Here is a 14,063-nt window from a genome sequence, read left to right on the forward strand (position 1 = left end):
GGTGGGGGCGGGGGGCCGGGCGGGCTGCGGGGGGCCGGGCCGGCAGCTGGACGGCAAGGAGCAAATGTGGCGGGCGGGGAAGCAGCAGTCCAGGCGCAGCGGGCAGGGGAAGCCGCAGGGGTGCTTGAAGCCCATGCCGAAGAGCTGGGCCGCCTTCAGCATGAACTCGGGGACACGGGTGAGTGGCGGTCCCCGGCCGGGCGGGCCTTCCAGGACCAGCTGTATGCCCTGGCGGCTGAGCTGGGAGCGTGCCGGGAGGCGCTGGAACGGGCTGCAGCAGCGCACCGGACGATATCTGCAACTGAGCAGTTCGAGGTCTGGGGGTAAACGGAATGATCGAGCAATGTCCGCTGCCCGGCCCTGCCTATACAGTCCGCGGCGGAGAGAACTCCATCCTGGTCGAATTTGATGCCCTGGAGATCCGGGCCGTCCGGCTAGAATCCGCCGCCGAAACCCTGCGGGAGACTGCCGCCGCGCTGCAGCGGATCCGCTGGGAGCAGGCAGCCTGGCTGCGGCTTCAGCCTGCCCATGCCGTCGAAACGGCCCGGACCGAGCTGGAGCGAGCAGTCTTCCAGCTGCGCGCCTGCATGGAATCGGCTGGGGACGCCGCGGCCAGCCTGCGTTCCGCGGCGCAAAGGTACCGCGATGCCGAGGGGCGCGCGGAGCGCCTCGCCGGCCTGCCCGGGCTGCTGCCGCTCGGCCTGGTGCTTCTGGACCCCGGACCGGGAGGATTCCCCAAGCTGGGGGCGGTGGAGCAGCTGCCGCTGAGATTCATCGATACCGCGGCACTGCGTGCACTGGCCGTCGCCTTCGGGGGGCGCCGCGCGCTTCGGGAGATCAGTGTGGAACGGGTTCAGCCGCCGCCAGGGGAGGGGGAGAGGATCGAGTTTTCCGGCAGCGCCGCGGGTCTCCTGGAAAGAAGCGCCGTGCTGCTGCGGGAGAACGACCCGGGAATGGTGGAGGTGCTGCGTGTGAAACCGGGCGACGGCGGGCCGGATGTGTTTGTGGTGACGCTGCCCGGAACCCAGCCGGGCGGCCCGGTTGGCCAGGGCGCGGGGGAGAACCCGTTCGATAACTACGGCAACGCCGAAGGCCGGGCAGCCGAAAGCCGGTTTCTCGCCGCTGCCGTGGCCGAGGCACTGCGGCAGGCCAGGGCGGAAGCCGGCGACTCCGTGATCCTGGTCGGCTACAGCCAGGGCGGCATTCATGCTGCCAACACGGCCGGTTACCTGCGGGAAACGGCGGGGCTGGATGTCCGCTACGTCCTCACCGCTGGGGCGCCGGCCGGTGACGCCCGGATCCCGCCTGAGGTTCAGGCGCTGCATCTTGAACATGTCCAGGACTGGGTGCCGGGTGCGGACGGCACGTCCAACCCCGACGCGTTGAACCGTGTAACCATGACGCTGACTGATGACGTTCCGGTACTGCCCGGAGACAACGGACTGGGCCCGGCCCACAAACTGCCCGTCTATCTGGAAGGGGCAGCGGCCGCGGATGCCAGTGCGGACCCGTCGCTTCGCGCGTCCCTGGCGGGGGTCGGTGCTGTGGTGGGTGCGGGAAGTGTTGCTACTCGCGAGCTCTACCGCTTCCGGCGGAGGGACCGGAGGCCGGCGATGCAGGTAGTGCCGAAAGCCCCGCCCGCTCCGGCACCCCGACCGCCCTTGCCCCGCATCGTGCGTCCCGAGGGGGACTAACGGCGGGTGCCGGCCAGCGAACCGGCCACCAGGGAGACCAGAGAGATGATGATCGAGGCGAAGATTGCCGTCCAGAAGAAGGAATCAATCTCAAAGTGCACCGGCGTGAAGCTGGTGAGCCAGGCAGTGAGCATCAGCATGGCGGCATTGATGATCACGGTAAAGAGGCCGAGCGTCAGGATGGTTAGCGGAAGGGCCAGCAACCGGACGATGGGGCGCACCAGCGCATTCACGACCCCAAAGACCAGGCCGATAAACAGGTAGGCCAGCACAATGTCCAGGGTGGTGTTGCCGGTTGCCGGGGTCCCTGCTTCCCCGACCACGATTCCGGGCAGAGCCCAGGCGGCTACCCACAGAGCGAGGGCGTTAATAACGATTGTCAGCACGAGGCGCATGCCCTAATGCTGGCACAGCGTCCGCGCCGCCCCAAGCACCTGCCGGATCATGCTGTGCACCACGTCACATGTGCACTTCCAAATCCGGATTAGTCTTAACCCATGACCACTACCGAGAATGACATCAATGCTGTGGCAGATCCGGCGCCCGGCATTAGTCCGCGCCCGGTCGTTGACCGGCTGCCGCGCTACGCTGCCGGAAAACCCCCCGTGGCAATTGAAGGGCTCCAGAGCTACAAGCTCTCCTCGAACGAGAACCCCTTCCCGCCCCTGCCTTCAGTCCTCGAAGCAATCGCGGCCCACCCGAACGTAAACCGCTACCCCGATCCGCTGGCAACGGCGCTGCGGATGGAACTGGCATCCTTCCTTGATGTCCCCGCTGAGGACATCGTCACCGGCGGCGGAAGCCTGGGGGCGCTGAACCAGCTCCTGGCGACCTTCGCCGGGCAGAACGAAGACGGCATCCAGGACGAGGTCATCTACCCGTGGCGCTCCTTCGAGGCCTACCCCATTTCAGTGGGACTGTCCGGTGCCCGCAGCGTGCAGGTTCCGCTGCTCGCGGACGGGCGCCACGACCTCGATGCAATGGCGGCAGCTGTCACCGACCGCACCAAGATGGTTCTGCTGTGCACCCCGAACAACCCCACTGGTCCGGTGCTGAGCACTGAAGAAGTCGAGGGCTTCCTTGCGAAGGTTCCTTCAGACGTGATTGTGGTGATCGACGAAGCCTATGAAGACTTCGTCCGTGATCCTGACGCCGTCAACGGCGTGGAGGTCTACCGCCGTCACCAGAATGTAGTGGTGCTGCGGACTTTCTCCAAGGGTGCCGGTCTGGCCGGCCTCCGGGTGGGCTACTCCATTTCCCATCCGAACCTGACGCAGTACCTCCGGGTCACCGCCGTGCCGTTTGCCGTGTCACAGATCGCGGAACAGGCAGCTATTGCGTCTCTGCAGCACCACGGCGAACTTGTGGAAAGAATACAAGCGCTGGTCGCGGAGCGGACCCGTGTAGTCGAAGGGCTGCAGGCGCTCGGCTGGGACATTCCGCAGGCGGAGGGCAACTTCGTCTGGCTCGCTTTGGGGGAGGACACCCCTGAGTTTGCAGCGCTGGCAGAGCAGCAGGCACTGGCCGTTCGTGCCTTCGGAGCCGAAGGCCTGCGGGTAACCATCGGCGAGGAGGATGCCAACACCCGGTTCCTCGCTTTATGTGCAACCTATACAAAAGGCCCACGGGTTTCCTAGCGTGTCCTGAGTGCTTTCGGAGTCCCTGCCCTCGTTAGGCTGTGGGAAGTAACTTCCACATATATGCCACCACGGGAACATATTCCCGCGACGGCATATTTCTAGCGGGGGCGGGACCCGAGAGTCTGCCCCGGCGAGGAGAGGTATGGCCCTGGAGCACTTGCCCGCTACCGAATTCGATTCGACGGCGCTGAATGAGTCGTTGGTGCCTGCCCCCGGCAGCGCACCGGACGGCATGGTCCAGCTGCTGACCCCGGAGGGGGAGCGCACCGGACATGAGCTGTACGGCCGGTACGCCGAGGACGTCGATGACGAAGCCCTGCGCTCCTTCTACCGGGACATGTTCCTCATCCGCCGGTTCGACACCGAGGCCACGGCGCTTCAGCGCCAGGGTGAACTGGTGATGTGGGTTCCGCTCACCGGGCAGGAAGGCGCCCAGATCGGCTCAGGCCGGGCCCTGGCAGCTCAGGACTATGTCTTTCCGACCTACCGGGAGCACGGGGTGGCCCTCACCCGGGGCCTGAAGCTCTCGGATCTGCTGCGGCGCTTCCGCGGCGTCTCACACGGAGGCTGGGATCCGCGGGAAACCAACTTCCACCTCTACACACTTGTGCTGGCCGCCCAGGTTCCGCACGCCGTCGGCTACGCCATGGGCATGGCGCGGGACAACGCCGGTGATCCAAACCAGCCCGCGGGAGCAGCCGTTGCCTACTTCGGCGACGGCGCCAGCTCCGAGGGCGATGTGCACGAGTCCATGGTGTTCGCCGCGTCCTACGACGCCCCGGTGGTCTTTTTCTGCCAGAACAACCATTGGGCGATTTCCGTCCCCACCGAAGTCCAGTCCCGCATTCCGCTGGCCAACCGCGCGCAGGGTTACGGGTTCCCCGGGATCCGGGTGGACGGCAACGACGTCCTGGCGGTGCATGCCGTAACCCGCTGGGCGCTGGAACACGCCCGCAGCGGCAAGGGCCCGGTGCTGATCGAAGCCTTTACCTACCGAATGAGCGCGCACACCACGGCAGACGACCCCACGAAATACCGTCTTTCCGCGGACGAGCAGGCCTGGATTGGCCGCGACCCGCTTACCCGCCTGGAAAAGCACCTCCGCTCCACCGGCGCCGGGGATGACGCCTTCTTCGCCTCCCTCACCGCCGAAGCTGATGAGCTGGCAGCACAGCTGCGTGCAGACGTACAGGCCATGGAGCCGCCGTCGTTCACCGACTCCTTCGCGGACGTCTACGCCGAGCCGCACCCGCTCATCGCGGAGGAGCTGGCGTTCCACCAGGCCTACGAGGACGGGTTCGCCGACGCCGGCGAGGAAGCTGCCGGCACCACTGACACCGAGGAAGAGGTCGGCGCATGAGCACCATGACCATGGCCAAAGCCATCAACGCCGGGCTGCGCGCCGGCTTGGCGGCAGACCCCAAGACCCTGCTGATGGGTGAGGACATCGGCGCCCTCGGCGGCGTCTACCGCATCACCGAAGGGCTGCAGGCCGAATTCGGCACCCACCGCGTTATGGACACGCCGCTCGCGGAGTCCGGCATCATCGGCACCGCTATCGGCCTGGCCCTGCGCGGCTACCGGCCGGTCTGTGAAATCCAGTTCGACGGCTTCGTCTTCCCCGGGTTCAACCAGATCACCACCCAGCTGGCCAAGATGCACTCACGCAGCGAAGGTGCCCTCAGCGCGCCGGTGGTCATCCGGATTCCCTACGGCGGAGGCATCGGCTCGATCGAGCACCACTCGGAATCCCCCGAAGCCCTCTTCGCGCACACCGCTGGACTGCGCATCCTCGCCCCGTCCAGCCCGCAGGACGGCTACTGGATGATCCAGCAGGCCATGCAGGGCAAGGATCCGGTGATCGTGTTTGAACCCAAGCGCCGCTACTGGCTCAAGGGTGAGGTGGACACCTCCGCGCCGTCTGGCGATCCGTACACGGCGCAGATCCTGCGCGCGGGAACAGACGCCACGATTGTGGCTTACGGGCCGCTGGTGCCCGTAGCGCTGGCGGCTGCCGAAGCCGCTGCAGAAGACGGCCGAAGCATCGAGGTCATCGACCTGCGTTCCATCTCGCCGATCGACTTCGACACCGTCACCGAATCGGTGCGCCGCACCGGCCGCCTGATCGTCACGCACGAGGCCCCCACGTTCGGCGGAATCGGCGGCGAAATCGCCTCCCGCGTCGCTGAGCGTGCGTTCCTGCATTTGGAAGCGCCCGTTCTGCGCGTCGGTGGATTCCACATGCCGTACCCCGTTGCCGCCGTCGAGGAGCATTATCTGCCGGACATCGACCGGCTGCTCGACGCCCTCGACACTGTCTTCTCCTACTGAGAGCACCACCCAGACGCTTCCGCCGCCGGTCCGCCGGCCCACGCCAGATCGAGATGCCATGACTGAGAAAACATTCAAACTGCCCGACGTCGGGGAAGGCCTCACCGAGGCCGAAATCGTCCAGTGGCGGGTCAAGGAGGGCGACACGGTCGCCATCAATGACGTGATCGTGGAAATCGAGACGGCCAAGTCTCTGGTGGAACTTCCCTCGCCCTTCGCCGGAACCGTCACAGGCATCCTGGTCGAGGAAGGGACCACGGTGGAGGTGGGCACCCCCATCTTCCAGGTGGACCCGAGCGGCGGAAAGAAGGCCGCCCCTGCCCGGCCCGGCAGGAGCGACGCGAAGCAGGAGCAGGCAACGACGACGGCGGCGCCGGCCGCTGCCGCCGCCGGCCCGCCGTCGGCCTCGCTGACCGGAACCGGCCCCAAAGCCGACGCCGTCCGCCGGCGTCCGCGCCGGAACCGGGCCGTGCCCGCCCAGACCTCGGCAGTCCCGGCCCAGCAGGAAAAGCCGGCCGCAGCCGCGCCCGCGCCGGAATCGCCCGCGCCGGAATCGCCCGCGCCCCGGACGGCTGCCCGGACCGACCCCCGCGGGGCCGCTGTGGCTGCCGCCGGCGCCGCAGTGCATGACCGGTTTAACCAGCTTCTTCAGCGTGTGCTGGCCAAACCTCCGGTCCGCAAGGCAGCCAAGGACCTGGGCATCAACCTCGCAGACGTCCCGGCTACCGGCGCCGGCGGTGAGGTCACCAAGCAGGACTTGATCAGCTACCAGGCCCAGCGTGAGTCCGAGGTCGACTCCGCGGACACCTTCTGGTCGCCCTCCAGCAAGCCGCAGGAGCGGCGGATCGAGCGGATCCCGGTCAAGGGGGTCCGCAAGGCCACCGCCAAGGCCATGGTGGACAGCGCCTTCAGTGCTCCGCACGTGAGCATCTTCGTGGACGTTGACGCTTCGCGGACCATGGAATTCGTCAAGCGGCTCAAGGCCTCCCGGGACTTCGAGGGCATCAAGGTGTCACCGCTGCTGATCCTGGCTAAGGCCGTCATCTGGGCCGCGGCCCGGAATCCCTCCGTCAACGCCACCTGGGCCGGCGATGAGATCCACGTCAAGCACTTTATGAACCTCGGCATTGCCGCTGCCACGCCGCGCGGCCTGATGGTTCCGAACATCAAGGACGCGCAGGACCTCTCGCTGAAGGAACTGGCGGTGGCTCTGAATGAGCTCGCCACCACCGCCCGGGCAGGCAAGACTCCGCCTGCGGACATGCGCGGCGGAACGCTCACCGTCACCAATATCGGTGCCCTTGGAATCGACACCGGCACGCCGATCATCAACCCGGGTGAGGTGGCGATCGTCGCTTTCGGCACGATCAAGCAGAAGCCGTGGGTGCTCGACGGCGAAGTGATCCCGCGCTGGATCACCACCCTCGGAGGCTCCTTCGACCACCGGGTGGTGGACGGAGACCTTTCGGCACGCTTTATGGCCGACGTGGCCGCCATTCTGGAGGAACCGGCCCTGCTTCTGGACTAGGCTCAAAGGGGAACCAACGATCGGAGCAGCATGGCAATGAATCCCGGACCCGGAAACCGCGGGGGAGGACCGCAGATCGACTGGAAGCGGACGGCCTGGATCCTCGTCGGTGCCTTTATTGTTTCCAGCCTGCTGATCATCCTGTTCCCGAACCTGGGCATGCTCTGGCGGCTGGCCATCATGGCCCTGCTGTTCGTGATCGTGGTGCCCTTCTTCGACCGCCGCCGGCGCAAGTAGGCCGCGCGCCATACTCAGCCCGGAAAGCAGCCGGAGCTAAACGGGGCCTGCGGCGGCAACTGCCCGCCGGATTACCGGTGCCAGCCGCCGGACGCCTTCAGCGATGTCCTGTTCCGAGACAGCGCTGAACGCCAGCCGCAGCCTGGAGCTGGGCTCATCCCCCGGGGTGAAGGCCGTACCCGGAATGAAGACCGTTCCGGCGTCAATTGCCTCTGCCAGCAGGGGATAGGTGTCGATGCCCTCGGGCAGGCTCACCCAGACGAAGAAGCCGCCGTCCGGCACAGTCCAGCTGACGCCGTCGGGCATCTCTTCCTGCAGTGAGGCCAGCATGGCCGCACAGCGGTCCGCATACAGGCTGCGGGAGTCCCGGATGCGTCCCATCCAGTCGAAGTCCCGCAGGTAGGCCGCTGTGATCATCTGGGTCAGGGGCGAAGGACAAAGCACCACGGCCTCGCAGGCGAGGTAGAAGCGGCGGAACAGGTGCCGCGGGACCAGAGCCCAGCCCAAGCGCATCCCGGGGGAGAAGATCTTGGAGAAAGACCCCAGATACAGGACATCCTCCGGATGCGCTGCCCGCAGCGGTGCCAGCGGCTCGCCGTCGAACCGGAGCAGCCCGTAGGGGTTGTCCTCCAGCACAAGGATGTTGTTCTCGCGGCAGATCCGCACCACTTCATCCCGCCGCCGGGCGGAGAGTGTGATCCCGCTGGGGTTGTTGAAGCTGGGGATCGTGTAGAGCATCTTGACCGTCTTGCCGGCGGCCCGCAGCGAGCTGATCCGTTCCCGAAGGGCCTCCGGAATCAGTCCTTCCGCATCCATGGCGACCGGCTGGATGTCCACTTCATAGGATTCGAAGGCATTAAGCGCACCCACATAGGTGGGGTCCTCGCACAGCACCACGTCGCCGGGATTACAGAAGACCTTGGCTGCCACGTCCTGGCCGGACTGGGATCCGGTGGTGATGACGACGTCGGCGGGATCAGCGTCGAGGATGCCTTCTGCCGCCATGACTTCGCATGCCAGTTCGCGCAGCTCTGCAAGGCCCTGGCCGGGTCCGTACTGCAGTGCAGCGAGACCGTGGTTCCGAATGATGGAGGCGGTGGTCTCCGCCAGCTCGTCCAGGGGCAGTTCCTGCAGGTACGGACTTCCGCCGGCAAGGGAAATGAGGCCCGGGCGGATCGAAATATCGAAGACGTCGCGAACGGCCGACTGCTTGATGTGGAACGCGCGGTCCGAAAGAAGTTCATAGTGCCGGTGGGCGGAGCCCGTGGCTCTCTCGAGTGCCACCTGTGCTTCCGGGGTCAGCACTGACCCCGTTGTTTCCTCAAACGTCATGCCACATCATGGCACTCAAGTTGACCGGGAAGCAACACAAGTTTTCTAGATCCAGCCCGCCTTATGAGCCTTGATTCCAGCCTGGAAACGGCTTTCGGCCTTGAGCTCCTCCAGCATCCAGGCGATGTGCCTGCGGCAGGTTCGGACACTGATCCCTACCCTGCGGGCGATGACCTCATCCGAGTGCCCGGCGGCCAGGCCGGCGAGCACGGAGCGCTGTGTACTGTTCAGGCCCTGCTTGCCCGGATCGTCCGCGAGGAACGGCTCCGCAAGGCTCCAGGCAAACTCGAAGAGCTTGGTAAAGAGGCCAATAAGGTTCGGATCCCGGATCACCAGCCCGGCCCGGTCATACGTGTGAAGCTGCCGGGCCACCACCGCCACCTTGTCATCGAAGATGAGGGTACGGAGGGGGACATACGGAAGGGTGCGAAACTCCCCGCCCGCTTCGCTGATGCGTTCCACGGCCTTGCAGGTGGGTACGTGGTCCCGTGTGCTGGAGTGGTACAGGGTCTGGCGCCTGACGCCAGCCCGCAGCAGGTCCAGGTCCTTCTGCACGCTCTCTTCCTGGAAATCGGCATTGGACCCGTGGCCGGGCCTGGCAATCAGCACGCTCTCCGACGCCGAACGGCCGTACTCGATGAGGACCCGCTGGACCTGTTCCGGATCCTCCAGGACTTCAACCGATGCGTCCGCGGCAACCTGCCGGCGGGCTTCAGTGAACGTGGGGACCAGGCTGGCCAGCTCGCGCCGCTTCGCTCCGATGCTGGCGCGCAGTTCCAGCATGGCGCGCTCATCCGGATCCACCAGCTCTGCAAGTGCCACATCAGGGGACACTGCGGTGTAGACCGGGGTCTCCGCTCCTTCCGCGAAGAGCAGGCAGCGGGCCTGCAGCTCCTCAACCGCACGGTCAATGGCGCGCGAGGTGTAGCCAAGCGCGTCTGATGCCTCAGCAGGGGTCCAACCCGGGTGGGAGACCGCATAGCGGTACACCTCAACCGACACCTGATCGAGCAAGTCTTCCTCCTCCAACTGCAGGGCTGGGGACACACCGGCGCGCCCTGCGCGGCACTGAATTCCGGTCTGCTGCTTGTCTTCCGGACAAGGCGTTCCCGCCCAAAATTGGAACCCGGAGAGAGTGACATGACAGCTTAATGCCATTGTCCACCCTCAGTCGGTAGTTCGGTACCCAAAGCGGTTAAATCCGCACGATTTCAGGCGATCCGAGGTAGTGGAGGGGCCGCGCCGGCAGGTCCCGGGGCACCAACCGGACATGACAGGAAGCTGAAATTGGTAACGGTGGACAGGCCGTTCCAGCGCGGGGGAAGCTTTCGGAGTCAAACACGACCGGCTGTGCAACCAGCCGAACTAAAAGAGGGGATACGACCATGAAGAAGGCAACTGCACCGGTTTCCATCAAGAGCTGGGAATGGTTCTAACTTAGGCCCCTCTTTTGGGGGATGAACCAACCAGCAACACATCTAGACCCGCCCCAGCGGTGGTAACCAGACTTGAACCCGGAGGAAGAACGCCATGAGCCAGCTAACAGCAGTTCGAAACGCCTCGCGAACTAATGCAAGCACTCATTGGTGGACACTATCCATCTATACCGGCGGCTTCGATGTAGCGGACGGCATCATTGGAGAACTGGTTACCCCGCTGGCGGCGCAGGCCCAGCTATGGGGGGCGCAGCGGTGGTTTTACACCCGCTGCTCTGAGCCTGCGAACGCCCATGTGCGAATGAAGGTCCTGGCACCCCAGGACACACTTGACCGGCTCAAGTCACTGTTGGTGGCTCTCCAGGAACAGGCGAGCGGCGTCATCGGGCACCTGACCGTGACGCACGCCTTCGGGGACCCGGCCTCTGACCGGCTGAGCCCGGGTGGAACGGAGCAGCAGGATCCGCGGATCGAGGCGGATCTTGCCAAATATGGCGGAGTTGAGGGCCTCGCCCTCGCAGAAGAGGTTTTCGAGCTTTCCTCGGACCTCGGCACCTGGGCAACGGCCCGATTCCCGAAGGTGCAGAACAGGTGGGCCCTTGGCTCCCTGCTCCTCTTCGATTCCGCACGCAGCATGATGAAGGGGCCGCGGGCCTCCAGCTGGCCCGACCGCCGCCGGCTCTCCTGGGATTACTACTGGGACAGCCACCTGCGCAGCTGCACTGCCGGCTTCGGCCCGCGGGCCGCGAGCGTCCGGCAGGCCATGACAGTCCAGGTGGGTGCAAAGGTGATGCCAACTCATCGGCTCATGGCAGCTACGGCAGCCGAATCCGCCGTCGAGAACTGGCGCCGCCGCTGGTTCCGCACCATGGATACCTACCTCTACCGGGCAGACAAGGCCCGCGTCAGCCGCAGTGCACAGCACCTGACGGTCTACCAGGCGCACATGCTGCTGAACCGGCTGGGACTCTCACTGCGGGAAGAAGCCGCAATGGGGCTGTACGCCCGGACGTGGAGCACGGAGCGCGAAGCGATGCTCCTGGATAAGCACTAACTCCCCGGATGGACCGGGGGAGTCGTCACGGAGAAGGAGGCGGTCACGGTGTCGCAACGGAATGAAGTAGTTCTGGCTGCTGACGACAAAGACCTTGGCACGGTCTTGGGCTGCGACGAGGGAACTGTCGAGGATATGCGCGGCATGGGGTACGTCGAATCCCGCGGAGAGCTCTGGAGCGTAGGACCCGCAAGGGACTACCTGAGGGATGCTGCCTGGGCAGACTGCCTCTGGGAGTAGCTGCCGCGCTGATGAGAACAGCCCGGGCAGAAAGGCCGGGGCCACGAGTGTCCGTCTGAACCGCCGGTCCGCTGAGGGACCTGGCTGTCCAGGCGGTTTGGGGAGAAATCCCCGCAAAGGACGGATCTGCCTGTGCTCCCCCCTACAGGCAGATCCGTCCTTTGCGTTGCCCCCTTTGCGTTGTGACAAGGCACGCCGTAGGGTCATATGTTAAGTACCCTTACTAAATTTTCGGTACGCTCTACTTGGTGCTGCTCCCCGGTGCAGCAATAAGTTCCACTAGATGGAGGCCATATGTCAGATCACACATCAGCCAACGGACTTCCCATTCCCGGCGCCCCCGCACCGCAGGAACCCTCACTCGCGGAACCCACGGAGCCGCACGATCCGCTCCCGCCGAAACCGGACCAGGACGGTCCGGAAACTGTATCTCCGACCGGCGTTCCGACCGGCGCACCCAAGGCTTCCAACGCCCAGTCCGGGCGCTACCTGACGACGGCGCAGGGCGCACGGCTGCGGGACACTGACCACTCCCTCAAGGCGGGGCCGCGCGGCCCCGTCCTCCTCCAGGACCATCACCTGCGCGAGAAGATCACGCACTTTGACCACGAGCGTATTCCCGAGCGTGTGGTCCACGCCCGCGGCGCAGCAGCCCACGGCGTGTTCGTTGCCAACGGCGCGGCGGAAGGCATAACCCGTGCAGGGTTCCTCGCCCGCGACGCCCAGACGCCGGTCTTTGTCCGCTTCTCAACCGTGCTCGGCTCCCGGGGATCTGCTGACACCGTGCGCGATACCCGCGGGTTTGCCACCAAGTTCTACACGGATGAGGGAACGTTCGACCTGGTGGGTAACAACATCCCGGTCTTCTTCATCCAGGATGCGATCAAGTTCCCGGACGTCATCCACGCCGGCAAGCCGCATCCGGACCGGGAGATCCCGCAGGCCCAGAGCGCCCATGACACCTTCTGGGACTTCGTCTCGCTGCACACTGAAGCGCAGCACCACACCATGTGGAACATGTCCGACCGCGGCATTCCGCGTTCCTACCGGACTATGGAAGGTTTCGGCGTTCATACCTTCCGCATGGTCAACGCCAAGGGCGAAACCTCACTGGTGAAGTTCCACTGGAAGCCGCGCCTCGGCGTGCACTCCCTGGTCTGGGAAGAAGCACAGATCATCAACGGCATGGACCCGGACTACCACCGCCGGGACCTGGCAGACGCCATCGAAGCCGGCGCCTATCCGGAGTGGGACCTTGGGGTCCAGGTCTTCCCTGACACCGAGGATGAGATGTTCGAGGGCATCGACCTGCTGGATCCGACCAAGATTGTGCCCGAAGAGCTGGCTCCCGTGCAGATCATCGGCACGATGACGCTGAACCGGAACGTGACCAACTTCTTCGCTGAGACGGAGCAGGTGGCTTTCCATCCCGGGCACCTCGTGCCGGGCATCGACGTCACCAACGATCCGCTGCTCCAGGGCCGGCTGTTCTCCTACATCGATACCCAGCTGACCCGCCTCGGCGGCCCGAACTTCGCGCAGATTCCCATCAACCGGCCCCACGCCCCGGTCAATGACATGCTCCGCGACGGCTTCCACCAGGATGCCGTGCACAGCGGGGTGGCTCCCTACCAGCCGAATTCGCTGGACGGCGGCTGCCCGTTCCTCGCAGGAGCGGACATGGGCGCCTTCATCGATGTGCCGGCCCCCGTGGCGAAGTCGCGCAAGGTCCGGGAGAATCCGGCGACCTTCGATGACCACTACAGCCAGCCGCGGCAGTTCTTCCGTTCGCTGACCCCGGTGGAGCAGGACCACGTGATCCAGGCCTACACCTTCGAGCTCGGCAAGTGCTATGAGGAGAACATCAAGGTGCGCCAGCTCCAGGCGCTCGCCAACATCGACGAGCGGCTGGTCACCGAGGTGGCTGCAGGACTGGGTCTGCCGGCTCCGGCGCCCACGGTCAAGGTCGAAGATGCCGACCCCAGCCCTGCTCTGCAGCAGGTCGGCGGCACCTGGCCCGTGGACGGCAGGATCGTTGGCATTCTCGCTGACGGCAGCACGGACCTGGCGGCACTGGCCCGCATCCGTGCAGCCGTCGATGCGGCGGACATGGTTCCCCTGGTCATCGCCCCGCAGGGCGGTATGCTGGGCGGCCAGATTCCGGTCCAGCGCACCTACCTGACGGCCCGCTCCACCGAGTTCGACGCCGTGATCGTCGCCGGTTCCGGTGAATACGGCAGCGACGCGGTAGACAGCCTCGATGCGAAGGCCGGGAACCCGGCCGGGCACCCGGCGATCGACCCCCGGGTGGCCATCCTGCTCACCGAGGCCTACCGGCACTCAAAGGCGCTCGGCGCCTGGGGCAGCGGCGCCGGTGTGCTGGGAGCCGCCGGGATTCCGGAGGACGCCCCCGGCATTCTGGTGGAATCCCCGGAGGAGCTGGTGCCGGGTCTGATCACCCTGCTGGGACAGCACCGGGTCTGGGAACGGTTCCCGGTGGCAGCCGCCTAACGGCGGATACCCGATACCCGTTAGAGACGGCGGGGGCGGAGCAGTGCTGCTGCTCCGGGC

At 65.8% G+C, this 14,063-nt stretch carries 13 protein-coding genes; 10 read left to right on the plus strand and 3 right to left on the minus strand.

Features of this window, described 5'->3' with window-relative positions:
* The first annotated feature begins 66 nt into the window (after positions 1 to 66).
* A complete protein-coding gene (locus TVC13_RS17110; protein WP_422402340.1) occupies positions 67 to 327 on the plus strand; it encodes a hypothetical protein in 261 nt (86 codons plus the stop codon).
* Positions 328 to 332: 5 nt separating this feature from the next.
* Positions 333 to 1,694: a hypothetical protein gene (locus TVC13_RS17115; protein WP_422402341.1), complete on the plus strand. Its 1,362-nt coding sequence runs from the start codon at positions 333 to 335 to the stop codon at positions 1,692 to 1,694.
* Here TVC13_RS17115 and TVC13_RS17120 read toward each other — a convergent pair.
* Positions 1,691 to 2,089: a phage holin family protein gene (locus tag TVC13_RS17120; RefSeq protein ID WP_422402342.1), complete on the minus strand. Its 399-nt coding sequence runs from the start codon at positions 2,087 to 2,089 to the stop codon at positions 1,691 to 1,693. The two genes, TVC13_RS17115 and TVC13_RS17120, sit on opposite strands and share 4 nt — an antisense overlap.
* 102 nt (positions 2,090 to 2,191) lie before the next feature.
* On the opposite strand from TVC13_RS17120, the gene TVC13_RS17125 reads away from it, so the two are divergent.
* The 5 genes from TVC13_RS17125 to TVC13_RS17145 all read left to right on the plus strand — a co-directional run bounded on the left by TVC13_RS17125 (position 2,192) and on the right by TVC13_RS17145 (position 7,430).
* Entirely contained in the window at positions 2,192 to 3,331 is a 1,140-nt protein-coding gene (locus TVC13_RS17125) for a histidinol-phosphate transaminase (protein WP_422402343.1), read from the plus strand.
* Positions 3,332 to 3,476: 145 nt separating this feature from the next.
* Positions 3,477 to 4,694, plus strand: a complete 1,218-nt coding sequence (pdhA, locus tag TVC13_RS17130) for a pyruvate dehydrogenase (acetyl-transferring) E1 component subunit alpha (protein ID WP_422402344.1) — start codon at positions 3,477 to 3,479, stop codon at positions 4,692 to 4,694.
* A complete protein-coding gene (locus tag TVC13_RS17135; RefSeq protein ID WP_422402345.1) occupies positions 4,691 to 5,665 on the plus strand; it encodes an alpha-ketoacid dehydrogenase subunit beta in 975 nt (324 codons plus the stop codon). Before pdhA ends, TVC13_RS17135 begins: the two co-directional genes overlap by 4 nt.
* 58 nt (positions 5,666 to 5,723) lie before the next feature.
* Positions 5,724 to 7,193 (plus strand): dihydrolipoamide acetyltransferase family protein, encoded by a 1,470-nt coding sequence (locus TVC13_RS17140; RefSeq protein ID WP_422402346.1) that lies wholly within the window; start codon positions 5,724 to 5,726, stop codon positions 7,191 to 7,193.
* A 30-nt stretch (positions 7,194 to 7,223) separates the two neighbouring features.
* Positions 7,224 to 7,430 (plus strand): hypothetical protein, encoded by a 207-nt coding sequence (locus TVC13_RS17145; protein ID WP_422402347.1) that lies wholly within the window; start codon positions 7,224 to 7,226, stop codon positions 7,428 to 7,430.
* 36 nt (positions 7,431 to 7,466) lie between these two features.
* Here TVC13_RS17145 and TVC13_RS17150 read toward each other — a convergent pair whose 3' ends face one another.
* Positions 7,467 to 8,762: a PLP-dependent aminotransferase family protein gene (locus TVC13_RS17150; RefSeq protein ID WP_422402348.1), complete on the minus strand. Its 1,296-nt coding sequence runs from the start codon at positions 8,760 to 8,762 to the stop codon at positions 7,467 to 7,469.
* A gap of 45 nt (positions 8,763 to 8,807) precedes the next feature.
* On the minus strand, positions 8,808 to 9,776 hold the full coding sequence (locus TVC13_RS17155; protein ID WP_422402349.1) for a helix-turn-helix transcriptional regulator: 969 nt from the start codon (positions 9,774 to 9,776) through the stop codon (positions 8,808 to 8,810).
* Between the two features lie 516 nt (positions 9,777 to 10,292).
* Here TVC13_RS17155 and TVC13_RS17160 point away from each other — a divergent pair.
* From TVC13_RS17160 to TVC13_RS17170, 3 genes are all read left to right on the plus strand, one after another.
* Positions 10,293 to 11,252: a lantibiotic dehydratase C-terminal domain-containing protein gene (locus TVC13_RS17160; protein WP_422402350.1), complete on the plus strand. Its 960-nt coding sequence runs from the start codon at positions 10,293 to 10,295 to the stop codon at positions 11,250 to 11,252.
* A gap of 48 nt (positions 11,253 to 11,300) precedes the next feature.
* Positions 11,301 to 11,492, plus strand: coding sequence for a hypothetical protein (locus TVC13_RS17165; RefSeq protein WP_152970004.1), 192 nt, complete (start codon positions 11,301 to 11,303; stop codon positions 11,490 to 11,492).
* 294 nt (positions 11,493 to 11,786) lie between these two features.
* Positions 11,787 to 14,003, plus strand: coding sequence for a catalase (locus TVC13_RS17170; protein ID WP_422402351.1), 2,217 nt, complete (start codon positions 11,787 to 11,789; stop codon positions 14,001 to 14,003).
* Positions 14,004 to 14,063 lie beyond the last annotated feature (60 nt).

Source organism: Arthrobacter sp. 3Tela_A, from assembly GCF_049311025.1.
GTDB lineage: Bacteria > Actinomycetota > Actinomycetes > Actinomycetales > Micrococcaceae > Arthrobacter_B.